This window comes from Acidovorax sp. GW460-11-11-14-LB4, assembly GCF_059423685.1.
This window is the reverse complement of record NZ_JBWKYJ010000037.1, coordinates 22,184-43,409: the sequence shown is the minus strand read 5'-3', so window position 1 is coordinate 43,409 and position 21,226 is coordinate 22,184. Positions and strand designations below refer to the sequence as shown.

The following is a 21,226-nucleotide window of genomic DNA, read 5'->3' as shown; positions in this document are numbered from 1 at the left end:
GCAGCTACGAGGCCCGCCACCCCACCCCGGTGCAAAAAAGCGCAGCCACCCGCGCCGCCAACGCAGCCCGCCGCCGCGCCCAGGCCGAGCGTGTGGACCGCGAAGCACGCGAGCGCAGCGAATTCTTGAACAGCCCGCACTACCGCTGCCCCGAACTGGACCGCAACCCTGGCCTGACCGACGCCCGCTTTGCCGCCTACCACCTGCCCAGCCGCGTGGGCAACCGCCTGCACTTCCCTGACGGCCACATTGAAGAGGTACCCCAGCCATGAACCGCGAACAAAGACGCGCCGCCCAGTTCAAGCGCGGCCTTAGCTACACCCCCCACGGCACCCGCGCCACCGAGAACGACCTGGCGCACAACCGCATCGCCCACGCCCTGGTGCGCGTGCGCATCATGGATGAGGTCATGCAGCTGCGCACCACCGCCGGCATCCACGCCTACATGGGCAGCGACGCCGCCCAGGTGGCCGACACCATGGGCCGCCTTGTCTTTACCGTGGCACACGCTGCAGGCCTGCACGGCCTGGGAGACACGCCAGAGGCCCGCATCCTGCTGGGCACCGCCAACGCCCTGGGCGACGTGGCCGCCACCCCCTCCGCACTGGAGCAGCAACGCGCCGCCATCACCAGCGGCCTGGCCGCCATCGAGCGCCTGCTGCCCCAACTGGCCGAGACCAGCCTGGCCACCGGCGCGCTGGAGTTGGAGTACCAGCTGCGGCGTGGCGACGTGGGCACAGCCAGCGTAGAGCGTGCGCTGCGGCCTGAGCTGGCCACCGCCTAACCCCCAGTCACCTCCGATTCACCCACCACCAAGGCACCCACCATGCACATCGAAACCATCAATATCAACCTGCTGCACACCGGCGAGCCCTTGCCCCCCTCACAAATCGGCATCGACTTGGCGCAGCAGACGCTGGAAGCGCTGCAGCTCCTTGCGAAAGGCGGCAACACCATGCGCACCGCCGTGGCCGCCCCATCGGCACCTGCACCTGCAGCCACCACCGCGCTCACCCCACCCGAACCCGGCCAGCCGTGGCCCGGCCAAGGCGGCATCTTCATCTGCACCCTGCCCGCCCAGTTTGGCCTGCCAGCCCGCCACCTGGTGGTGGGCACCAATGAGGCCGAAGACCTGACCTGGGGCCCTTACGGCGAAGAAGCCCCAGGCGCCACCAGCCAGACCGACGGCCGCACCAACACCACCGCCCTGGTGGCCGCCAGCGACAAATACCCCGCAGCCGAGTGGGCCGCCAAGTACACCGAAGACGGCCATACCGACTACTACCTGCCCAGCCGCATTGAGCTGCTGATGTGCTACCTGCACGCGCCCCAGGTGTTCAAGACCTCACGCTGGTACTGGAGCAGCTCGCAGTGCTCGCGCTACTGCGCCTTTTGCCAGGACTTCGAGTGCGGCGACAGCAGCGCCTACTTCAAGGACGACGAGTTCCGCGCCCGTCCTGTCCGCAGCATTCAACTTTAGCCCTCCAACCCTTCGTCACTTTGGCCCACCCACCACCGGCGCGCAGCGCCGGTCCGACGCAATTTTTTGAAAGGCAGCACCCCATGCGCACCATCACCCTTCCCCTGTTCGGCTCCCTGCTCGCCACCCATGGCGGCCACTTTGGCGCCATCCTGCGCGGCGCAGCCGCCGACGGCAGCCAGGACTACGCCCTGATCGTGTCAGAGGCATCGGCCGACATTGAAGACACCACTTGGTCTGAGGACTACACCACCATCGCCGGAGCCGACAGCAAGACCGACGGCCAGGCCAACACCGACGCCATGGTCGCCGCAGGACTGCAACTGGCGCTGCGCATCAGGGCCCTGGACCTGGGCGGTCATACCGACTGGTACTTGCCCGCCACCGCCGAGCTGCGCGCCCTGTCGGCCACCGTGCCAGAGCTGTTCCAGCAAAAGGACTGGTACTGGAGCAGCACGCAGTACTCGCGCCTCGGCGCCTTTTGCCAGGTCTTCGAGTGCGGCGGCAGCAGCGCCGGCTACAAGGATTTCGAGTTCCGCGCCCGTCCTGTCCGCAGAGTTCAACTTCAGCACTTGAGCACTTAAGCCCTTCCGCCCACCCACCGGCGCGGAGCGCCGGTCGCGCGTGATTTTTTGGCCCACCAGACCCCGCTTTGCACCATGGCCCTCGCCACCGACCTTGAAATCCACAAGTACGGCACCGCCCTGCTTGACCTGTGCACCGACGTGCAGGCCCGCATACCCCGCGCCTTCCGTGCGTCCATGGGGTACCGCATCGCGGACGAGTGCGTGGAGATCCTGGTGCTCATCGGCCGCGCCAACGCGGCCCGCCAGCCGCAAGACCGCGCCACCCACCTGGAGCAGCTGCTGGAACGCCTGCAGGTAGCGCAGATCCTGCTGCGCACTGCGCACGCCAAGCGGCTGATCGCCACCACCCTGTGGGCCAACAGCATCGAGCTGACCGACGCCATCGGCAAGATGGCCAACGGCTGGCTCAAGTCCGCCCGGGCCCGCCTTACCGGCAGCCCTGTGGGCGATGGCGCCAACCAAGCCACCGCCACCCCGTCGGCAGAGCCACAGGGCTATACGCCCAGCCTGTTCGACACCACCGCCGCAGCGCCTGCAGCATGACAGCCAAGGCCGCCATGCCCGTGCGCTTTATGAATCTGGTCGAGCCGCTGGGCGCCAGCAGCACCAGCACCCCAACGGTGCTGCCTGCCAGCCCCACCGCCAGGCGCACCACGGAAACCACCGCGCGGCAAACCAGCGCGGCCCGGTCCGGCGCAGTTTCCCCACTGATCGGCGCAAGCCTTCGGCAGGGCGACGTAGATAGCTCGACGCTTCGCAGTACTCGCGCAACAACGCCTTTTGCCAGGACTTCGAGTACGGCAACAGCAACGCCAACAACAAGGACAACGAGTTCCGCGCCCGTCCTGTCCGCAGATTCATGCCCCACAAAGGGCAAACGCACCACCATCCACGTGGTTTCAGTCTCCAGCGGCAAAGACAGCCTGGCAACGCTGCTCATCGCGCTGGAGAACTGCCCTGCAGACTCCATTCGCGCCATCTTTTGCGACACCGGCAACGAACACGAAGAGGTCTACACCTACCTGGACTACTTGGAAGCCACCCTCGGCATCAAGATCACCCGCCTCAAAGCCGACTTCACCCAGCAGCTGGCGGCCAAGCGCATGTTCATCGCCCGGGACGCACGCACCGGGCGCGACCGAAAAGGCCGCAAGCTGCGCTGGTCCAACAAGGCCAAGCGCCGCGCCCTTGCCGTGATGTACCCCAGCGGCAATCCATTCCTTGACCTGTGCATGTGGAAGGGCCGCTTCCCCAGCCGCAAGGCGCAGTTCTGCACCGAAGAGCTGAAGCGCAACATGGCCGTGGAATACCAGCTGAAGCTGATGGAGTCAGGCCACCGCGTCATCAGCTGGCAGGGCGTTCGCCGCGACGAATCCGAAGCCCGGCGCAATGCCAAGCTGTACGAGCGTGTCGGTGGCGGCCTGTGGATCTTCCGCCCCATCGTGGCATGGACTGCCCATCAGGTGTTTGACTTTGCCCGAGTCAGAGGCATCAAGCCCAACCCGCTATACCTGCAAAACATGGGCCGCGTGGGCTGCATGCCCTGCATCAATTGCCGCAAGGAAGAGCTGCGCGAGATCGCCGCCCGCTGGCCACACCACCTGGAGCGCATTGCCGACTGGGAATGGATCGTCAGCATGTGCAGCAAGCGCGGGTTCTCCACATTCTTTGCCGACAGCCACAGCGCCAGCGACCGCCGCGAGGTGTTTGCCGATCTAAACGTCTGGGCTCGCGTGGAGTGGTCCAAGACCAGCCGCGGCGGCAGGCAGTTCAACCTGCTGGACGAGCTGGAATACGACGGCGCAGGAGGCTGCAGCAGCTCCTACGGCCTGTGCGAACAGCTCGACCCACCTAAGGCTTCATGTAAGCCAAATATGACACATACAGCGAGCCACACGATATGAGCAGCGCAGCCCATGCCGCCCTTGCAGCACTCACAGTCGCGTTAGCAGACCTGATCGCGGCACCCTCTGGACTGTTCAAAAAATCACGACGCAGTTTGCGCTTCGCACTGAACAACCAAAAGCGCAGGCGAACTCGATCCAACCATTTCGGGTGGTCGCCACGCTGGAGAACGTTCTCCATTGCTCTGACATCGCTTTCTGTGACTGCAGTCGCTTCTAGCCACCCACTGAGTTCATCGTTAAAGAGCCGCATACACCCTCCAGGACATGTCTCTTTGCATTTTGACTGACACCATGACCGTGCCCACTCTCAACACCCTGCTGCAGGCCTACATCGACTGCCGCCAGCACAAGCGCAACACAGCCAGCGCCCGCGAGTTTGAGCAGCACCTGGAGCGCAACCTGTGCGACCTGCATGCCGAACTGCTGGACGGCAGCTACCGGCCCGGGCGCAGCATCTGCTTTGCCATCACCCGCCCCAAGCCTCGCGAGGTGTGGGCGGCGCAATTCCGCGACCGCATCGTGCACCACCTGCTGTACAACCATATTGGCCCACGCTTCGAGGCATCGTTTGTGGCCGACTCCTGCGCCTGCATCCCAGGCCGGGGCACCCTGTACGGCGCCCAGCGACTGGAAGCCCAGGTGCGCAGCTGCACCCAGAACTGGGTCCGCCCCACCTTCTACCTGAAGTGCGATTGCGCCAACTTCTTCGTCAGCATCCGCAAGCCCATCCTGCTGCAGCGCCTGGCCGCCCGTATCCATGAGCCCTGGTGGCTGGCGCTCGCCACCACCATCCTCATGCACGACCCGCGCAGCGACGTGGAGGTAAGGGGCAAGACCAGCACCCTACGCCGCGTGCCCGCACACAAGAGCCTGTTCAACGCCCCGGCCGACACCGGCCTGCCCATCGGCAACCTGAGCAGCCAGTTCTTCGCCAACGTGCTGCTGGACGGCCTGGACCAGTATGCCAAGCACCAGCTGCGCGCGCCGTACTACGTGCGCTATGTGGATGACTTTGTGCTGCTGCACCCCGACGCCCAATGGCTCAGCGCCGCACTGCGCGATATCACCGCCTGGCTGCCCGCCAACCTGGGCGTGCAGCTCAACCCCAGCAAGACCATCCTGCAGCCCGTGAGCCGGGGCATCGACTTTGTTGGCCAGGTCATCAAACCCTGGCGCCGCACCACCCGCCGCCGCACCCTGGCCAGCGCCCTGCAGCGCATCGAGCACCTGCCAGCCGCCGAGGTCTTCAGCGCAGGCAACAGCTACCTGGGCCTGGTGCGCCAGGCCAGCCACAGCCACAAGGAGCGCGCGGCCGTGTGCCGGGCGCTGCTGAAGCGCGGGCACGCGGTGGAAGGCATGAATTTGAGCAAGGCATTCAGGAGGAATGAGGCATGACTGATACAACCACCACCGCATTTCCACCCGAAAAGCTGCTCATTCCCGGCACGCCCATGGTGCTGGACCTGCCGGGCGTGGCCACCACGCTGTGCGTGTCGGTCTCCACCGTGCAGCAGATGGTGCGCGAGGGCCACTTCCCCGAGCCGCGCCAGCTCTCAGGCCGCCGCGTGGGGTGGCTGGCGATCGAGGTTGCCACCTGGGCGGCGTCGCGCCCCAAGTCCACCCAGCTGCCACCACCCAACACCGGCGCCCGCAAGCCCCGGCCTACGCAGGCAGCGGCGCAGGCTGCGTGACGATGGATTCCAGCCGCGCATCGAGCGCGGCCAGCCATTGGACCCGCTCTTTGTCGTAGCGGTAGAGGTTGTAGTCACCCGCCACCCCTGGCACCACGTGCCCCAGGATGGCCTCGCCCACCTCATGCGGGCAGCCCATGGCAGCCAGCATGGTGCGGCCAGTGCGGCGCAGGTCATGGGGCGACCAGTGGGTGACGGTCAGGCGCTCGCGCACATGGTCTGGCCGGGTTTTGCAGTAGGGCTGCCGGTAGTGCACTTTGCTCTGCATGTACGCCTGGGTTTGTGGGCCCACCACGCCGGCGCGTGACACGCTGGGGAAAAGCCAGTCACTGTCACCAGCCATCAGCCGCCGCACGATGGCGGCCGCACGGCCAAACAGCGGCACGCGCAGGTCCACCGCGTCCTCGATGTTCCTGTTTTTGGTCAGCCCTTTGGGCATGGTCCACCACAGCACGCCGCCCTCATCCCGCACGAACTCGCGGCGCAGCTGCACGATCTCAGCCCCACGGGTGCAGGTCCACAGCTGCAGCACCAGAAAGTCCTGCACCTGCTGGCTGAACAGGTGCATGTTGCCAGCCACCAGGCCGCGCACCTCGGCATCGGTCAGCACGCGCTTGCCGGTGCCCTTGTGCACGCCGTCGCGCTTGGCACCCTTGCTGCGCAGCTTGCGAGCCAGCACCTGGCGCCACCAGTTGGGCAGATCCTCAGGAATGCGCCCGGCATCCATGGCGTAGTCCCAGGCCGCACCCAGCTCTGTTCTGACCGAATTGGCCAGCACGGGCCGGTCAGACAGGCTGGTGATGAGGTCGAAGGCGAAACGCCGGGTAACTTCGGCAACCGGCAGGGCCTGGTGCTGCAGCGTCGCTTTTTCGAGCCGCTGGCGCACCGCTCGTGCGCCCTTAGCCTCGCGCTGCACATCCATGTACCCCGTGGCGTAGTCCCGCACCAGGTCGCCCAGGGTGTAAACAGCCGGGGCTGGAGGCACCGCCGTGGCGCGCTTCTTGCGGCTGGCCTGGGGGTCGCCACCACCGTCACGCACAGCGCGCAGCTCAGACCACCGGGCCGCAGCCTCCACAGGCGGCATCTCGGGCCAGTAGCCCAAGCGCACCTGTTTCATTTGACCGGTGTCAGGGTGTTTGTAACGATACGTCCACGTTTTGCGACTCGCCGACGCTACAAGCCGTAAGCCTTTGCACCCATCAACGACAATATAAGAACCAGGCTGCAAAGCCTTTGCGGCCCTCGCGTCAAACTGCATTCGCCACCCCTTCAAAGTCAGGGCGGCGCAGGTTTCAAAAAACCTACGCCAAACCTACGCCAAGGCGGCAAGTGTAGCCACATTCAGCCAAGCGCAGACACCAAGAGCCACAACAAAGTGCGCAGCTGAATGAGCGAAAAAATGCAATTAAATCAAGGCGTTGCAGCAAAATCGCCTTGAATATCAATGAGTTATGAAGGCAGAACAAACGATGAATATCGTTATCCTTGACGATTACCAGGATGCAGTGCGCAAGCTGCATTGCGCCTCTCGGCTCGACGCATACACCGCCAAGGTGTACACCAACACAGTCAAAGGGCTGGGGCAGCTTTCGGTGCGACTCAAAGACGCCGACATCATTGTGCTGATCCGCGAACGGACCCAGATCACACGCCAACTGGTTGAAAAGCTCCCGCGGCTCAAGCTCATTGCCCAAACTGGCAAGATTGGGAGCCACATTGATGTAGCGGCATGTACCGAGCGGGGGATCGCGGTGGCAGAAGGGGTCGGCTCCCCCGTGGCTCCCGCCGAGCTGACCTGGGCCCTGGTGATGGCCTCAATGCGCCGCCTGCCCCAGTACATCTCCAACCTCAAGCATGGCGCTTGGCAGCAGTCCGGTCTCAAGACCGCGTCCATGCCCCCCAACTTCGGAGTCGGCAGCGTGCTGCGGGGTAAAACACTGGGTATCTGGGGTTATGGTCGCATCGGACAACTGGTGGCGGGCTATGGACGGGCGTTTGGCATGAACGTGCGCGTCTGGGGGCGTGAAGCCTCACGCGCGCAGGCGCTGACGGATGGGTACCAGGCTGCCGCCACGCGTGAAGAGTTTTTTTCGCAGTGCGACGTGATCTCGTTGCACCTGCGCCTGAACGACGAAACGCGCGGCATCATCTCGCTTGAAGACCTCTCGTGCATGAAGCCCACCTCGCTGCTGGTCAACACGTCCCGTGCAGAATTGATTGAACCCGACGCGCTCATCGCAGCACTCAACCGGGGTCGCCCGGGCCTGGCGGCCGTGGACGTGTTTGAGAGCGAACCCATCCTGCAAGGCCACGCCCTGCTCCGCCTGGAAAACTGCATCTGCACGCCACACATCGGGTACGTGGAGCAGGACAGCTACGAGCTCTACTTTGGTGCAGCTTTCGACAATGTGGTGAATTTCATCAAAGGCACGCCTACCAACATCGTGAATCCTGGCTCGCTACAAGTCAGGCGCTAATCGATCAAACCGTTGCGGCGTTGGCAACGCTGACTACACCGCGCAATTAAAAAAGGCTTCCCGAGGGAAGCCTTTTTTGCGATTGCTGCAAGGCACCGAAATGCCCCGCAGCAGAAAGCAACACTCCAATTACAGAGGTGTCTTCTTGCCGTCCTTGTAGACGTACAGCGTGATCGCTGGGTTCTTCATTTCGCCGTTGGGTTCGAAGGCGATGGTGGAGGTCACGCCCTTGAAGTTGGACTTGGCGAGTTCGTTCACGTACACCTTGGGGTCCACGGAGTTGGCGCGCTTCATAGCGTCCACCAGCAGGAACGTGGCGTCATAGGTGTAGGGGCTGTACACCTGGAACTGGTTGGGGTACTTGGCGTCGTACTTGGCCTTCCAGGCCGTACCGCCAGGCATCTTGGCCAGCGAGGAGCCGCCTTCCGCGCAGATCACATTGGCCAGGGTCTTGGCACCGGCAGCCAGCTTGGCGATTTCGGACGTGCAGACGCCGTCACCACCGAAGTACTTGACGTTGGCCATGCCCAGCTGTTCCATCTGGCGCAGCATGGGGCCGGCTTGAGGGTCCATACCACCGTAGAACACGGCATCAGGGTTCTTGGCCTTGATGGCGGTCAGGATGGCCATGAAGTCCGTGGCCTTGTCGGTGGTGAACTGCTCGTCCACCACCTTCATGCCCTTGGCCGTAGCGGTCTTCTTGAACACGTCGGCAACACCTTGGCCGTAAGCAGTACGGTCATCGATGATGGCAACGGTCTTGAGCTTCAGGGTGTCCACAGCGTAGAAGGCCAGACCAGCGCCCAGGGCGTTGTCGTTGGCGATGATACGGAACGTGGTCTTGTAGCCAGGCTTGGTCAGGTTGGGGTTGGTCGCAGCGCCCGTCACCATGGGGATGCCGCAATCGTTGTACACCTTGGAGGCGGGGATCGTGGTACCGGAGTTGAGGTGGCCGACAACGCCAGCGACCTTGGAGTCGCACAGCTTTTGTGCGGCGGCAGTGCCCTGCTTTGGATCGGCAGCGTCATCTTCAGCCTGCAGCTCGAACTTGATCTTCTTGCCACCGATGGTGACGCCTTGAGCGTTCAGTTCTTCAATGGCCATGCGGGCGCCATTTTCGTTGTCCTTGCCGTAGTGGGCTTGGGCGCCGGAAACCGGAGCCACGTGGCCGATCTTGACCACCTGCTCTTGTGCAGAGGCCACACCAGCAACAGCCGCGATAGCAGCAACCACGGTCAGTTTCAACTTCAATTGCATATCAAATCTCCAGTAAAGATAAACGCTGAGAATCTTCTTGTGTCTCAACGCAGGCGAACATATCGCAATTTACGGGCCAGATCATTAGGGAACACGATTAAACGCAAGAGAAACCACAGGGGAATACCCTGTCATCCCTTGGACACAGGGGGCGCACCACTCGCCAGCTCGTCCGCCACCGCCTCGTACACCGCATGCCGCACCACCGATTCGATCTCTTCGCGCAGACGCGGAAGCACTGACCGCGTCTGCTCCTGCACCACTGTGGCGATTGCTTCGCGCAAGCGCTGGTCCAGCACTACATCCACGCGCTGCATGACGCGGTGCACCATGTACTCCTCCATCCCATCTGGCAAGGCGCGGGCCGCAACGGGCGCAGCCCCTGGCTTTTGGCCAGCAGGGATGGCAGCATGAACCGCCGGGCGAGTTTGGACATGCGATACCGGAGAACGTGATGGCTGGGGAGCAGCCACAGGGATTGGCGCAGCCACCGGGGAGGCCACAGGACGCTCTGTGGCAGGGGGCGCAGCGACCTGCGCCGCACTAGCCGGTCGCGCAGTGGGCAATGCAGGCCTGGCCAACGCCACAGACTGCGACGGCGACAGGACGGTGGTGCGGACCGCCGGATTTGGAGCCCCCGGGGCGAGGGGCGCCACGCCAGGCACCTGCACCACTTCGGTGAGCGTGGGTACAAACCGCGGAGGGGTTTTGGGTGGGAGCGCCATCAGCCCGCTTTCAACACCAGATCATGGCGGGTAATGGCGTAACCCCGGGACGCGTAATGGCGCCAACGCGCACGCGCCTGAGCACGGTCGGCTTCGTCCTGGGCGCTCACCACTTCGACCAGACGGTCAAAGCGACCAAAACCTTCCGGGACTTCCGCATTCAGGTTCAACAGCACTTCGTGATGCGGTGCCAGGCGTGCATCCTGCGCCAGCAACACCGGAGAGGCCTGAACCAGCTCTTCGTCCGAGTCGGCATGGCAATGGGCCACAAAGTCCTGGGGGGCCAACAACCAGAGCATGCGGTCCAGCGCCTGAAGCGCATCCGCAGGCGCGGCAATGACCAAACGAGCCCCGCTGCGCTGCACCTTGCGCGCAAACCGGCATGCGTAGGCCAGCTTGTCGGGTGCGTTGAAGTGAAACGCTACCTCGGTCATGACGCGTCACGCAGCCTTGGGGCTGGAGGACCGCTTGGCGGCTGGCTTGCCCACAGCTCCAGCAGCGGCCGTCCTGGTCACGGAGCGTGACGCGGACTTGGGTGCCTTGGCTTGTCGGACCTGCGACCTGGACTGCTCCAGCACATAGTGCACCAGCAGGCCGACCGGGCGTCCTGTGGAACCCTTGGCCGCGCCTCCCTTCCAGGCAGTGCCCGCAATGTCCAGGTGAGCCCAGGGCATGTCGCCGACGAACTTCTGCAAGAACTTGGCAGCGGTGATGGAGCCACCCGCACGGCCCGCCACGTTGCCCATATCGGCAAAGTTGCTCTTCAAGCCGTCTGCATAGTCATCGTCCAGCGGCATGCGCCAGCAGAGGTCTTGCGCGGCCTCACCAGCCGCCTGCAAGGACTCCGCCAGACCGTCGTTATTGGCAAACAAACCACTGCGTACGCCCCCCAGAGCGATCACGCAGGCGCCGGTCAGCGTCGCAATGTCAACCACGGCAGCAGGCTTGAATCGCGCTGCATAGGTCAACGCATCACACAACACCAGGCGCCCCTCCGCGTCGGTGTTCAAAATCTCGATGGTTTGGCCGCTCATGCTGGTGACCACATCGCCAGGCTTGACGGCGCGCCCGTCCGGCATGTTTTCGCAGGCGGGGATCAGGCCCACCACATTGACGGCAGGCTGCAGTTCGCCCAGCGCGCGGAAGGCTCCCAGCACGCTGGCAGCGCCGCACATGTCGAATTTCATCTCGTCCATCTCGGGCGCGGGCTTGATCGAGATGCCGCCGGTGTCAAAGGTGATGCCCTTGCCCACCAGCACGATGGGTGCCTGGTCCTTGGCAGCGCCGTTGTAGCGCAGCTCGATGAAACGCAGGGGCTCTTCAGAGCCCTTTGCCACAGCCATGAAGGCGCCCATGCCCAGACGCGCCACCTCTGCCGGGCCATGGACCTTGCACTGGATGCGTGGCAGCTTGGCCAGGGTTTTGGCCGCATCCGCCAGCAGGCTGGGGGTGGCATGGTTGGCTGGGCGATTGCCCCACTCCCTCGCAAACTCCACACCAGCGACCAGGGCGACCCCGCTGTCAAACCCGTCACGCGCACCGGTGGCATCGGGCACACCCACCACACAGCGGCTCAGGCTGCGTGCCTCCACCTTGGTCTTGGTGGTGGTGTAGACATAGCTCACGTCTGCCACCGCCTGCACGGCAGCGCTGACAGACGCCGCCGAGGCTGCGCCGGCAAAACACAGCACCATGCGCTTGGTCTGGGGCGCCTTGATGGCACCACCCAGTGCCTGCAGCGCCTGGCGCGTTGCGCGCGCCGACCCATCGCCCAACCCCACCAGCACCACGCGGCGGGCTGCAACGGCAGGCACTTGGTACAGCTGCAGGTGTTTGCCCGCCTTGGTGGTCAGATCTCCGTTCTTGAGTGCCAAGGCCGCCAGGACAGAAAGCGCGTCCTTGCCCGGCTTGAAGCCCTCGGGAAGCAGGACGATCAGCAGGTCGCATTTCTCCGAGGCTGCCGCAGCAAGTTCAAGGGTCTTGAGATCAAAGTTCATAATTGGTGTTTTCCTTCCAGCCAATGTTATTCGATTCATCCATCCGCAAGGAGCTGGCGCGCAGCTTCGGCGCGACCCTTGTGGTGCTGGTGACCGTGGTCATGACCATGATGCTCATCCGCACGCTGGGCCAGGCCTCCAAGGGCAGTGTCAGCCCGTCCGACGTGATGCTCGTCATGGGCTTCACCGTCTTGGGGCAATTGCCCACCATTCTCAGCCTCAGTCTGTTCATTGCGGTGGTCGGCACGCTATCGCGCATGTACCGTGACAGCGAAATGGTGATCTGGTTCGCCAGCGGGCGCGGCCTCATCAGTCTGGTGCGCCCCCTGCTGCGCTTCGCCTGGCCGGTGATGGTGGTGATTGCCGTACTGTCGCTGCTGGTGTGGCCCTGGGCCAACTCCCAGATCCAGGAACTCAAGACCCGCTACGAGCAGCGCAGCGACATCGACCGCATTGCACCGGGCGAGTTCCAGGAGTCGTCCAACGGCAGCCGGGTGTTCTTCATCGACAAGGACACCCCCGACACGCAGGCCGCCAACAACGTCTTCATTGCCGCCAATGACGGCAAACGCGAATCCGTCACTTCCGCCCGCAGCGCCCGGCTGGAGACCCAGGGCGGTGAACGCATGGCCCTGCTGAGCGACGGTCAGCGCCTGGAGACCTCGCGGGACAAGCCCGGCGTGAAGATCAGCGAGTTCAGCCTGTACGGCACCCGCATCGGTAGTGCAGCCCCAGGTGCGGCGGAAGAACTGGCGGTGAAGACACGCACGACCTACGACCTCGTGATGCGGCCGCTGCCGGCCTACCGCGCCGAGCTGGGCTGGCGCCTCGGCCTGGCACTGGCCGCGCTCAACTTTGTGCTGCTGGGTCTGGCCGTGGCCAGCGTCAACCCACGCGCAGCGCGCAGCACGAGCATGGTGTTTGCGCTGTTTGCCTTCATCGTTTACTACAACCTCATGACCTTGGGCCAGAGCTGGGTGGGCGCGGACCGGCTGGGCCTGACCAGTTTCATGGTGCTGCTGCACGGCGGCATGCTGGCGGCCTCACTGCTGGTGCTTGCTGTCCGACACAACCAATGGACGACGGGCCGGCTATGGCAGTCCCTGCGCACCGGAGCGCAGTCCGCATGAAAACCATCCGCCGCCTGATCCACCGTGAGGCGCTGGGCGCCGTCACCTTCGTCACCGTGGGCTTTCTGGCCCTGTTCTTCTTTTTTGACCTGGTGGATGAACTCCGCTGGGTGGGCCGTGCGGGGGAGGATGGCTACCAGCTATCGCACGCGCTGCTGTTTGTGGTGCTCAGCATTCCCAGCCACCTGTACGAACTGCTGCCCATCACCGTGCTGATCGGCACCATCTTTGTGATGGCCCGCCTGGCCCAAAGCTCGGAGTTCACCATCATGCGCACCAGCGGCATGGGCCCCTGGCGGGCGCTGCGCACGCTGCTCACGCTGGGTGGCGTCTTCGTGCTGCTGACCTTTGCTGTCGGTGACTACCTGGCCCCCCTGACGGACCGCACCGCCCAGCTCATCAAGGTGCGCTACCTGGGGCGGCTGACAGCAGGCGCCACGGGCGCATGGCTCAAAGAGCGGCAGGAAGACCACTCCTTTGCCGTCAACGTGCGCGCGCTCACCCCCAATGGCGGCATGCTGGACGTGCGCATCTTCGAGTTTGACGACAAGGGCCGCCTGGCTTCGCAGACGCGGGCCGCGTCAGGGCAGTTCGGCTCGGATGGAGCGTGGACCCTGGAGAAGGTGCAGCGCAGTCACTTTGAACAGCAAAGCGACAAGAACGAGGCCCGCGTGGAGCACCTGGAAAGCCCCTCCCTGCAGTGGCCGACCAAGATCAGTGCCGACATGGTGGCGGCCTCTTTGCTCAAGCCCGATCGCATGGCCACACTGGACCTCTTTCAGTTCATTCGGCACCTGAACGCCAACGGCCAGTCCGCCCAAAAGTACGAGATCGAGTTCTGGCGCAAGGTGTTCTACCCCTTGAGCTGTCTGGTGATGGTGGTGCTGGCGCTGCCTTTTGCGTACTTGCATTTCCGCTCGGGCGGCATCGCGGGCTACGTGTTCGGCGGCGTGATGGCGGGCATCAGCTTCTTCCTGCTCAACAACGTCTTTGGTTATGCAGGCAACCTGCAAAACTGGTCGCCATGGCTGACAGCGGCAGCGCCCGGCCTGATCTACTCCCTGCTCTCGCTGGCGGCCTTTGGCTGGCTGGTGCTGAGACGCTGACACCCTGACCTCGCCCCGCCCCATGACCCACGCCATCGTCCTGTTTGCCCACGGGTCCCGAGACCCCCTGTGGCGCGCCCCTATGGAGGCAGTCGCAACGCGCATTGCAGCGCAAAGTCCGGACCGCCGGGCCATCTGTGCCTACCTGGAACTGTGTGAACCCGCCCTGCCGGACGCCGTCCGGCAATTGGTGGCCGATGGGGCCACCGCCGTCACAGTGGTTCCGATGTTTCTGGGCACCGGCAAGCACGCCCGGGAGGATTTGCCCCTGCTGGTGCAGGAGCTGCGCACCGCCCACCCCGCCGTGCAATTCCACGTCCAGGCCGCCATCGGGGAGGATCCACGCATGACGGCCTTGATGGCAGATATCGCCTGCGAAAGCCCGCCGATCTGAAATTTCTGGGGTGCGGTTCATTCGCTTAGACGATTGCAGCATAATGATGCAATCCTTTAGGCGATATTCGATATGAATCTGCACCAATTCCGCTTCGTTCAAGAGGCTGCGCGCCGCAACCTCAACCTGACCGAGGCCGCCAAGGCCCTGCATACCTCGCAGCCAGGCGTCTCCAAAGCCATCATCGAGCTGGAAGAAGAACTGGGCGTGGACATCTTCGCCCGGCACGGCAAACGCCTCAAGCGCATCACCGAACCCGGCCAGCATGTGCTCAAAAGCATCGAAGTCATCATGCGCGAGGTGGGTAACCTCAAGCGCATCGGCGAGCAGTTCAGCGCGCAAGACAGCGGCACCCTCAGCATCGCCACCACCCACACCCAGGCGCGCTACGTGCTGCCGGTGCCTGTGGCCCGCCTGCGCGAGGCCTACCCCAAGGTCAACGTGAGCCTGCACCAGGCCACACCGCACGAAGTGGCCCGCATGATCATCGACGAGGTGGCCGAGATCGGCATGGCCACCGAATCCCTGGCCGACTACCCCGAACTTGTCACCCTGCCCTGCTACGAATGGCAGCACGTGCTGGTGGTGCCCAACGACCACCCTCTGGCGCAAAAGGAACGCATCGGTCTGGACGACCTTGCGCACGAAGCGCTGATCACCTACCACCCCTCCTTCACCGGGCGCGGCAAGATCGATCACGCCTTCGCAGCGCGCAAGCTCACGCCCCGCATCGTGCTCGAAGCCATCGACTCTGACGTGATCAAGACCTATGTGCGCCTGGGCCTGGGCATCGGCATCGTGGCCGAGATGGCCATGCGCGACGACCCGGTGGGCGACCTGGCCGTGCGCCCCGTGGGCCACCTGTTTGGGCAGAGCGTGGCCCGCGTGGCCTTCAAGCGCGGCGCTTACCTGCGCAACTTTGTCTACAAGTTTGCCGAGCTGCTCAGCGACCGCCTGAGCCGCGAGCTGATTGCCCGCGCGATGACGGGCCATGTCAACGACTACGAGCTGTGACCTCCGTTCAGCCCGAGAAGCACCCTGAACCCTTCCAGAATTTCCTCGTTTTCCACGCTGCTGCGCCATGACCTCCACCACCGCCCGCACACCCGCCTTCCCCAGCAAGCTGCCCAACGTCGGCACCACCATCTTCACCGTGATGTCGGCGCTGGCCACCGAACACAAGGCGGTGAACCTGGGCCAGGGCTTTCCTGACTTTGAATGCGCGCCCGCGCTGGTGAACGCCGTCACCGCCGCCATGCAAGCCGGCCACAACCAGTACCCGCCCATGACCGGTGTGCCCGCCCTGCGCGAAGCCGTGGCCCGCAAGATCGAGGCGCTGCACGGGCGCACCTACAACCCCAACACCGAAATCACCATCACGGCAGGCGCCACGCAGGCCATCATCACCGCCATCCTGGCCATCGTGCACGCGGGCGACGAGGTGATCGTGCTCGACCCGTGCTACGACAGCTATGTGCCGAACATCGAGCTGGCCGGCGGCAAGGCTGTGCGCGTGCCGCTCACACCCGGCACCTTCCGCCCCGACTTTGCCAAGATCAGCGCGGCCATCACGCCCCGCACTCGCGCCATCCTCATCAACAGCCCGCACAACCCCAGCGCCACCATCTGGACGGCCGAGGAAATGCGCCAGCTGGAAGACCTGCTCGCCCCCACCGACATCCTGCTCATCAGCGACGAGGTGTACGAACACATGGTGTTCGACGGTGTCGAGCACCAGAGCGCCGCGCGCTTTCCCGTCCTCGCCGCGCGTGCGTTCATCGTGTCGAGCTTTGGCAAGACCTTCCATGTCACCGGCTGGAAGGTCGGCACCGTGGCCGCCCCTGCAGAACTGACGGCCGAGTTCCGCAAGGTGCACCAGTTCAATGTGTTCACCGTCAACACCCCCGTGCAGCACGGCCTGGTCGCCTACCTGCAAGACCCCACGCCCTACCTGCAGCTGCCCGCGTTCTACCAGGCCAAGCGCGACCTGTTCCGCGAGGGCTTGGCAGGCTCGCGCTTCAAGCTGCTGCCCAGCACGGGCAGCTACTTCCAGTGCGTGGACATCTCGGCGATCAGTGATTTGAACGAGGCTGATTTCTGCCAGTGGCTCACCCGCGAGGTGGGCGTGGCGGCGATTCCGTTGTCGGCGTTTTATGGCGACGGGTTTGACCAGCGTGTGGTGCGGTTCTGCTTCGCCAAGAAGGATGAGACGCTGCGCGCCGCACTGGAGCGGCTGCGCAAGCTGTGATCTGCAGGGCCCTCCAGGACTCTTACTTCGTCTGCCGCGCCAGCCACACACCCGCAGCCGCCAGCGCCATCCCCGCCAGCGCCCAGCCGCTGAGCGTCTCGCCAAACATCGCCCAGGCGATCAGCGCGGTGGTGGGCGGGGTCAGGTAGAACAGGCTGGCCACATTGACCGCGCCGCCCCGGCGGATGAGCAGGTTCAACAGGCTCACGGCTCCCAGTGAGAGCACAAGTACCAGCCAGCCCAGTGCAAACACGAACTCACCGCTCCATGTGATCGCCATGGTTTCGGTGGCATAGGCCAGCACCGCCATGGCAACGGCACACGGCAGGTACTGGATCACCGAGCCGGTACGCAGGTCGAACGAGGGGCAGAACCGCTTCTGGTACAGCGTTCCCGCCGTGATGCCCAGCAGCGCCACCAGGGCGGGCAGCAGCATGCCCGCCAAGGCACAGGCAGGCACGGTCGCCACCTTGCCCACCACCACCAGCGCCACGCCGCTGAACCCCAGCCCCAGCCCCAGCCATTGCGCGGGCCGCACCTTCTCGCCCAGCAATGCGCCCGCGACCAGTGCGGTCAACAGCGGCTGCAAGCCCACGACCAGTGCCGTGATGCCCGACGGCAACCCGTGGCCAATGGCCACGAACACCCCGCCCAGGTACACGCCATGCACCAGCAGGCCCGACACCGCGATGTGCCCCCAGGTCCTGCCGGCCGGGGGCCAGGGCGCGCGCGCCAGCGCCACTACGGCCAGCATGAGCACGGTGACGATGGCAAAGCGCAGCCCCAGGAAGGTCAGCGGCTCGATGTAAGGCAAACCCAGCTTGGCACCGATGAAGCCCGTGCTCCAGAGCGCGACAAACAGCAACGGGACGAGTGAATCCAGCGGATTCGAGACGGGGGACTGTTGGGGTGTTGCCTGGGTCATGGAGTGTGAAGATGAAGCGCCTGCCTGCGGCGGTCACACTGGACTTGGGAGGATGCCAAGGCAGCGGGAGTACGGCAGAGCGCCCGCCAATCATCGCACCGTCTGACTGGCCACTGAGGCTCCGCCCGCGTGCCCTGGTCGTAGACCCGTTCACGAACCAAGCACAAGCAACTGCCATGGCAGCCGTGATGAACCAGCCCCAAGCCCCCGCCGGGCCCACACCTGTGCAGGCTGCGCGGCAAAAGGGGCAGGACTAGCGTCTGTTGGTGAGCGCGGCACAGACACAAACCAAGAAAACAAGAGAAAACACGGCCTTCCGCTCATCTGCAAAGCGCAACATGCTACTTATTTGATAGCAAATCAATCACACACTGCCGCGTCCCCACAGAAGAAAGAGTGGGTGTGAGCAGCCCCACCATCTGCCCACACCCTCCCTTTGCAAACCGGCCGGATTCGGGGGCCGATGCGCCAACGGAAAACACGCGCTAGCCCGCAGCCACCGCCAGGCCCAAGGCGGGCTGGTGATCCAGGCCGCCCACCACCCGGCTGGTACTGAAGCGCTGCTCCACCTGCCTGAGGAAATGCGTGAGCAGCAAGCGGTACAGGCCATCACCCAGCGCGGCGTCCTCCACCCCCACATCCAGGTTCGGGTTGTCGTTGATCTCGATCACGTACACCCCGGACGCCGTGGCCTTCAGGTCCACACCATAAAAACCATGGCCTACCAGGCGGGCAGAGCTGACTGCCGCCGCCAGCACCTGCGGGGGCACCTGGTCCAGCGGTACGGCCTGCACCCGGCCTTCGGTGTATTTGCCGTTGGCCGTGTGTTGCAGGATCTGCCAGTGGCCGTCGCACATGAAGTACTTCGCTGCGAAGATGGCCTGGCCTGCCAGCACGCCGATGCGCCAGTCGAAGTCGGTGTACATGAACTCCTGCACGAGGATGATTTCCGACTCCTTGAGCATGTCCCGGGCGATGCCATGCAGTTGTTCAAAGTTCTCCGCCTTTTTCACACTGCGGCTGAACGCGCCGTCCGGCACCTTCACCACCACCGGGTAGGCCAGCCGGTGCTGCATGTCGGCCAGCGTGCGGCGGCTGACCATGTGCGTGAGCGGGGTGGCGATGGCATGCTCGCGCAGCAGTTCTGCCAGAAAAGCCTTGTTGGTGCAGCGCAGGATGGACGCGGGGTCGTCGATGACCGGCATGCCTTCCGCCATGGCTTTGCGCGCGAACTGGAAGGTGTGGTGGGTCACGGCCGTGGTCTCGCGGATGAAGAGTGCATCAAACTGGGTCAGCCGCGCCAAGTCCTTTTTTTCGATCAGCTCCACGGCAATGCCCATCTCCTGCCCCACATCGACCAGCTTGCGCAGGGTCTTGAGGTTGGACGGCGGCAAACGATCGTGCGGGTCGTGCAGCACCGCCAGGTCCATGCGCGGCTGGGGCATCGCGATCATGGGGCGCCAACTTCGCCGTGTGTACTGGAGCAGCGCTTGCACGAAGACCTCGTCGCGCGCGGCATCCACATCGCGCAGGTCCAGCGCCTGTATGCCACCGATCTGCCAATGGGCCGACTGCTCCTGCCTCTCCAGCGTGACCTCCATCAGCGGGCAACGGAACAGCTCGAAGCTTTTGCGAGCCAGCGCAGCGAGCGCGGGGTCTTCCATGATCCCGAAGAAGACATGCAGCGTCAGTGTGTTCACAGAGCGCGGTATTTCCTTGAGCGGGCCAATCAGCCGGTTGAGCTGCGCCAGCGCCGACGGCTCGATGCGTTTGCGCTGCAGGCTCAGGATGGTGTCCACACTCGGCGTTACGCGGTCACCACGCGCCTCCGCCAGCAGCGAGCAGTAGTAGCCCATGCTGAGGTAGCCGTAGCTCCTGCACAGGTTGGTGACCTTGCGCACGCGCCCACGGTGCAGCGGCTGTTCTGCAACGAATTGCTCTGCCGTGATGACCTTGATGTCGGGCTGGCTCCATCGAAAGTCGGCCAGCTTCTCCACCACGATGACATGTTCTGAGGACAACTTATTTCTTTCCAGAAAGGATGACGGCCGCAGTGCGCCCACGGCGCCCATACCTTGCGACTTTCTTGAATTCGCTCCAGCTGATGGACACACCGCCGTCCGGATCACCGGAAGGTGCCATGGGGTCCAGCAGGCGAAATACCGCACCATCAAAGCCTGTGATGACCACCCAGTGCGGCGTCTTCTGCCGGTGCAGGCGCCACAAGCTGATGAGCACAATGGGCAGGCGCCCCGCCCGCAACTGCTCGATCACGCTGTCGGGCGACACCGGCCGCGCATGGATAGGCACCTGGCGCGCCTCCAGCGCCGCCCTGAAGTCGTTCTCCACCAACTGGATCACGTCCTTCTTGCGGGGGTCGCGCACGCTGTCCATGAACAGCGAGGCACCGGCAGCCGCATACACCGACACCTCAAAGCCGTGGGCCAGCGCGGCATGCGCCAACCCAAAAGGCCCACACCCGCCATGGCCTGCGGCCATGAACACCGTGGTGGCCTCGCGCCACAGGCGGATCTCGGCCGCCTGGTTCACCGGCATGGCCGGGTCCATGGCGGACATCGCCATCAGCAGCGCACAGGGGCCGCAGGTGAAGTCCAGCGTCTGCGCATAGTGGCGCACCTGGTACGACGCCGATGCCTGGGCCAATGCGCCATCGAACAGGTCCTTCTGAAAGCACAGGGCCTGTTCGCCATCCTCGTAGTAAGCGGTTTTGCAACCGGTGTGCACAAAACCGTGGCGTGCGAACAGACGGTGCGCCGACAGGTTGCCAGCCCTGCTCTCCAGCCGCAGCACCGCGCAGCCCGCATCACGCGCACCCTGGATTGCCGCCGCCAGCAGCCCGCTGGCCACGCCCGCGCGCCGCACAGACGGTGCCACCGCAATGGAGTACAGGCGTGCCACAGACGATCCTTCGCGGCGCAATACCACGCAGGCTCCACCCAATGTCTGTCCCGATCGGACCACCAGCACGCGGGCCGAGGGGCTCAACAAAAGACGCCCCCAGCTCCTGCGCGAAATCCTGTCGCTGGAGAACGCGGCGTTTTCCAGCTGCTCCAGTGCGGGCAAATCCGCAGGGCCCGCCTTTGCGACGCCCCGCACATCCGTCGATGGTTGTCGCTTCACGGGCAGTCCCCACGGGGCCGCTGCGCCTTGCGATCGGACAGCTTCAATGCCACCCACCCCACCCCGATCGGAACCACGAGCACCAGCACGGCCATCAGCAATGCGATCCAATCAGCCATGGCGCAGCAGCTCCGAGCCCACGCCAAGCAGGGCACTGCGCA

General features: G+C 64.4%; 23 protein-coding genes. 14 read left to right on the top strand and 9 right to left on the bottom strand.

Translation table 11 applies throughout. From position 1 onward, the window contains the following. The 8 genes from AC07X4_RS14435 to AC07X4_RS14400 form a co-directional block, all read left to right on the top strand. Nucleotides 1-272 (top strand): hypothetical protein (locus AC07X4_RS14435; RefSeq protein WP_494740460.1); only part of this gene is annotated, 272 nt, incomplete at its 5' end. Beyond that, nucleotides 269-784, top strand: a complete 516-nt coding sequence (locus AC07X4_RS14430) for a hypothetical protein (RefSeq protein WP_494740459.1) — start codon at nt 269-271, stop codon at nt 782-784. The genes AC07X4_RS14435 and AC07X4_RS14430, both read left to right, overlap by 4 nt. A gap of 42 nt (nt 785-826) precedes the next feature. Next, complete coding sequence (locus tag AC07X4_RS14425) at nt 827-1,480, top strand: Lcl C-terminal domain-containing protein (protein ID WP_494740458.1); 654 nt, start codon at nt 827-829, stop codon at nt 1,478-1,480. A gap of 83 nt (nt 1,481-1,563) precedes the next feature. After that, a complete protein-coding gene (locus AC07X4_RS14420) occupies nt 1,564-2,064 on the top strand; it encodes an Lcl domain-containing protein (protein WP_494740457.1) in 501 nt (166 codons plus the stop codon). 75 nt (nt 2,065-2,139) lie between these two features. Further along, nucleotides 2,140-2,610 (top strand): four helix bundle protein, encoded by a 471-nt coding sequence (locus AC07X4_RS14415; protein WP_494740456.1) that lies wholly within the window; start codon nt 2,140-2,142, stop codon nt 2,608-2,610. 350 nt (nt 2,611-2,960) lie between these two features. Further along, entirely contained in the window at nt 2,961-3,971 is a 1,011-nt protein-coding gene (locus tag AC07X4_RS14410; protein ID WP_494740455.1) for a phosphoadenosine phosphosulfate reductase domain-containing protein, read from the top strand. 294 nt (nt 3,972-4,265) lie between these two features. Beyond that, nucleotides 4,266-5,369: a reverse transcriptase domain-containing protein gene (locus tag AC07X4_RS14405; RefSeq protein ID WP_494740454.1), complete on the top strand. Its 1,104-nt coding sequence runs from the start codon at nt 4,266-4,268 to the stop codon at nt 5,367-5,369. After that, nucleotides 5,366-5,665, top strand: coding sequence for a helix-turn-helix transcriptional regulator (locus tag AC07X4_RS14400; protein ID WP_494740453.1), 300 nt, complete (start codon nt 5,366-5,368; stop codon nt 5,663-5,665). The genes AC07X4_RS14405 and AC07X4_RS14400 overlap by 4 nt, the downstream gene beginning before the upstream one ends. On the opposite strand, the gene AC07X4_RS14395 is transcribed toward AC07X4_RS14400, so the two are convergent. Continuing rightward, complete coding sequence (locus AC07X4_RS14395; protein WP_494740452.1) at nt 5,637-6,923, bottom strand: tyrosine-type recombinase/integrase; 1,287 nt, start codon at nt 6,921-6,923, stop codon at nt 5,637-5,639. The two genes, AC07X4_RS14400 and AC07X4_RS14395, sit on opposite strands and share 29 nt — an antisense overlap. Nucleotides 6,924-7,134: 211 nt before the next feature. On the opposite strand from AC07X4_RS14395, the gene AC07X4_RS14390 reads away from it, so the two are divergent. After that, nucleotides 7,135-8,142 carry a D-2-hydroxyacid dehydrogenase family protein gene (locus AC07X4_RS14390; RefSeq protein WP_056746014.1) on the top strand — a complete coding sequence of 336 codons (1,008 nt, stop codon included), beginning with the start codon at nt 7,135-7,137 and terminating at the stop codon, nt 8,140-8,142. Nucleotides 8,143-8,271: 129 nt separating this feature from the next. Here AC07X4_RS14390 and AC07X4_RS14385 read toward each other — a convergent pair whose 3' ends face one another. The 4 genes from AC07X4_RS14385 to AC07X4_RS14370 form a co-directional block, all read right to left on the bottom strand. Then, on the bottom strand, nt 8,272-9,399 hold the full coding sequence (locus AC07X4_RS14385; protein WP_056062370.1) for a branched-chain amino acid ABC transporter substrate-binding protein: 1,128 nt from the start codon (nt 9,397-9,399) through the stop codon (nt 8,272-8,274). Between the two features lie 131 nt (nt 9,400-9,530). Continuing rightward, nucleotides 9,531-10,124 carry a hypothetical protein gene (locus AC07X4_RS14380; protein WP_436077467.1) on the bottom strand — a complete coding sequence of 198 codons (594 nt, stop codon included), beginning with the start codon at nt 10,122-10,124 and terminating at the stop codon, nt 9,531-9,533. Continuing rightward, entirely contained in the window at nt 10,124-10,558 is a 435-nt protein-coding gene (locus tag AC07X4_RS14375) for a DNA polymerase III subunit chi (protein WP_056062368.1), read from the bottom strand. The genes AC07X4_RS14380 and AC07X4_RS14375 overlap by 1 nt, the downstream gene beginning before the upstream one ends. Before the next feature lie 6 nt (nt 10,559-10,564). Continuing rightward, nucleotides 10,565-12,121 carry a leucyl aminopeptidase gene (locus AC07X4_RS14370; protein WP_494740451.1) on the bottom strand — a complete coding sequence of 519 codons (1,557 nt, stop codon included), beginning with the start codon at nt 12,119-12,121 and terminating at the stop codon, nt 10,565-10,567. Between the two features lie 23 nt (nt 12,122-12,144). Between AC07X4_RS14370 and lptF the strand changes: the two genes are divergently transcribed. From lptF to AC07X4_RS14345, 5 genes are all read left to right on the top strand, one after another. After that, complete coding sequence (gene lptF, locus AC07X4_RS14365; protein WP_494740450.1) at nt 12,145-13,251, top strand: LPS export ABC transporter permease LptF; 1,107 nt, start codon at nt 12,145-12,147, stop codon at nt 13,249-13,251. Then, a complete protein-coding gene (lptG, locus tag AC07X4_RS14360) occupies nt 13,248-14,357 on the top strand; it encodes an LPS export ABC transporter permease LptG (protein ID WP_056062363.1) in 1,110 nt (369 codons plus the stop codon). Before lptF ends, lptG begins: the two co-directional genes overlap by 4 nt. Before the next feature lie 22 nt (nt 14,358-14,379). Continuing rightward, nucleotides 14,380-14,751 carry a sirohydrochlorin chelatase gene (locus tag AC07X4_RS14355; RefSeq protein ID WP_260667684.1) on the top strand — a complete coding sequence of 124 codons (372 nt, stop codon included), beginning with the start codon at nt 14,380-14,382 and terminating at the stop codon, nt 14,749-14,751. 72 nt (nt 14,752-14,823) lie between these two features. After that, nucleotides 14,824-15,765, top strand: coding sequence for a CysB family HTH-type transcriptional regulator (locus tag AC07X4_RS14350; RefSeq protein ID WP_056062356.1), 942 nt, complete (start codon nt 14,824-14,826; stop codon nt 15,763-15,765). Between the two features lie 67 nt (nt 15,766-15,832). Next, the gene (locus AC07X4_RS14345) at nt 15,833-16,999 is read left to right on the top strand and encodes a pyridoxal phosphate-dependent aminotransferase (protein WP_494740449.1); all 1,167 of its coding nucleotides are present in this window, start codon (nt 15,833-15,835) and stop codon (nt 16,997-16,999) included. A gap of 22 nt (nt 17,000-17,021) precedes the next feature. Here the strand turns inward: AC07X4_RS14345 and AC07X4_RS14340 are convergent, their stop codons facing one another. The 4 genes from AC07X4_RS14340 to AC07X4_RS14325 form a co-directional block, all read right to left on the bottom strand. Then, the gene (locus tag AC07X4_RS14340) at nt 17,022-17,924 is read right to left on the bottom strand and encodes a DMT family transporter (RefSeq protein ID WP_494740448.1); all 903 of its coding nucleotides are present in this window, start codon (nt 17,922-17,924) and stop codon (nt 17,022-17,024) included. Between the two features lie 485 nt (nt 17,925-18,409). Further along, the gene (locus AC07X4_RS14335) at nt 18,410-19,945 is read right to left on the bottom strand and encodes a RimK family ATP-grasp domain-containing protein (protein WP_137747861.1); all 1,536 of its coding nucleotides are present in this window, start codon (nt 19,943-19,945) and stop codon (nt 18,410-18,412) included. A 1-nt stretch (nt 19,946) separates the two neighbouring features. Next, entirely contained in the window at nt 19,947-21,065 is a 1,119-nt protein-coding gene (locus AC07X4_RS14330) for a peptidase C39 family protein (RefSeq protein WP_494740447.1), read from the bottom strand. Beyond that, nucleotides 21,062-21,184: a hypothetical protein gene (locus tag AC07X4_RS14325; RefSeq protein ID WP_436139030.1), complete on the bottom strand. Its 123-nt coding sequence runs from the start codon at nt 21,182-21,184 to the stop codon at nt 21,062-21,064. Before AC07X4_RS14325 ends, AC07X4_RS14330 begins: the two co-directional genes overlap by 4 nt. Between the last annotated feature and the right edge of the window lie 42 nt (nt 21,185-21,226).

What these genes read in the sequence shown, in the direction of transcription:
- AC07X4_RS14390 (WP_056746014.1), top strand. Translation starts at nt 7,135, where the DNA reads ATGAATATCGTTATCCTTGACGATTACCAGGATGCAGTGCGCAAGCTG.
- AC07X4_RS14420 (WP_494740457.1), top strand. Translation starts at nt 1,564, where the DNA reads ATGCGCACCATCACCCTTCCCCTGTTCGGCTCCCTGCTCGCCACCCAT.
- AC07X4_RS14405 (WP_494740454.1), top strand. Translation starts at nt 4,266, where the DNA reads ATGACCGTGCCCACTCTCAACACCCTGCTGCAGGCCTACATCGACTGC.
- AC07X4_RS14350 (WP_056062356.1), top strand. Translation starts at nt 14,824, where the DNA reads ATGAATCTGCACCAATTCCGCTTCGTTCAAGAGGCTGCGCGCCGCAAC.
- AC07X4_RS14370 (WP_494740451.1), bottom strand. Translation starts at nt 12,121, where the DNA reads ATGAACTTTGATCTCAAGACCCTTGAACTTGCTGCGGCAGCCTCGGAG.
- AC07X4_RS14385 (WP_056062370.1), bottom strand. Translation starts at nt 9,399, where the DNA reads ATGCAATTGAAGTTGAAACTGACCGTGGTTGCTGCTATCGCGGCTGTT.
- AC07X4_RS14345 (WP_494740449.1), top strand. Translation starts at nt 15,833, where the DNA reads ATGACCTCCACCACCGCCCGCACACCCGCCTTCCCCAGCAAGCTGCCC.
- AC07X4_RS14400 (WP_494740453.1), top strand. Translation starts at nt 5,366, where the DNA reads ATGACTGATACAACCACCACCGCATTTCCACCCGAAAAGCTGCTCATT.
- AC07X4_RS14430 (WP_494740459.1), top strand. Translation starts at nt 269, where the DNA reads ATGAACCGCGAACAAAGACGCGCCGCCCAGTTCAAGCGCGGCCTTAGC.
- AC07X4_RS14375 (WP_056062368.1), bottom strand. Translation starts at nt 10,558, where the DNA reads ATGACCGAGGTAGCGTTTCACTTCAACGCACCCGACAAGCTGGCCTAC.
- lptG (WP_056062363.1), top strand. Translation starts at nt 13,248, where the DNA reads ATGAAAACCATCCGCCGCCTGATCCACCGTGAGGCGCTGGGCGCCGTC.
- AC07X4_RS14395 (WP_494740452.1), bottom strand. Translation starts at nt 6,923, where the DNA reads ATGCAGTTTGACGCGAGGGCCGCAAAGGCTTTGCAGCCTGGTTCTTAT.
- AC07X4_RS14355 (WP_260667684.1), top strand. Translation starts at nt 14,380, where the DNA reads ATGACCCACGCCATCGTCCTGTTTGCCCACGGGTCCCGAGACCCCCTG.
- AC07X4_RS14325 (WP_436139030.1), bottom strand. Translation starts at nt 21,184, where the DNA reads ATGGCTGATTGGATCGCATTGCTGATGGCCGTGCTGGTGCTCGTGGTT.
- AC07X4_RS14415 (WP_494740456.1), top strand. Translation starts at nt 2,140, where the DNA reads ATGGCCCTCGCCACCGACCTTGAAATCCACAAGTACGGCACCGCCCTG.
- AC07X4_RS14380 (WP_436077467.1), bottom strand. Translation starts at nt 10,124, where the DNA reads ATGGCGCTCCCACCCAAAACCCCTCCGCGGTTTGTACCCACGCTCACC.
- AC07X4_RS14425 (WP_494740458.1), top strand. Translation starts at nt 827, where the DNA reads ATGCACATCGAAACCATCAATATCAACCTGCTGCACACCGGCGAGCCC.
- lptF (WP_494740450.1), top strand. Translation starts at nt 12,145, where the DNA reads ATGTTATTCGATTCATCCATCCGCAAGGAGCTGGCGCGCAGCTTCGGC.
- AC07X4_RS14340 (WP_494740448.1), bottom strand. Translation starts at nt 17,924, where the DNA reads ATGACCCAGGCAACACCCCAACAGTCCCCCGTCTCGAATCCGCTGGAT.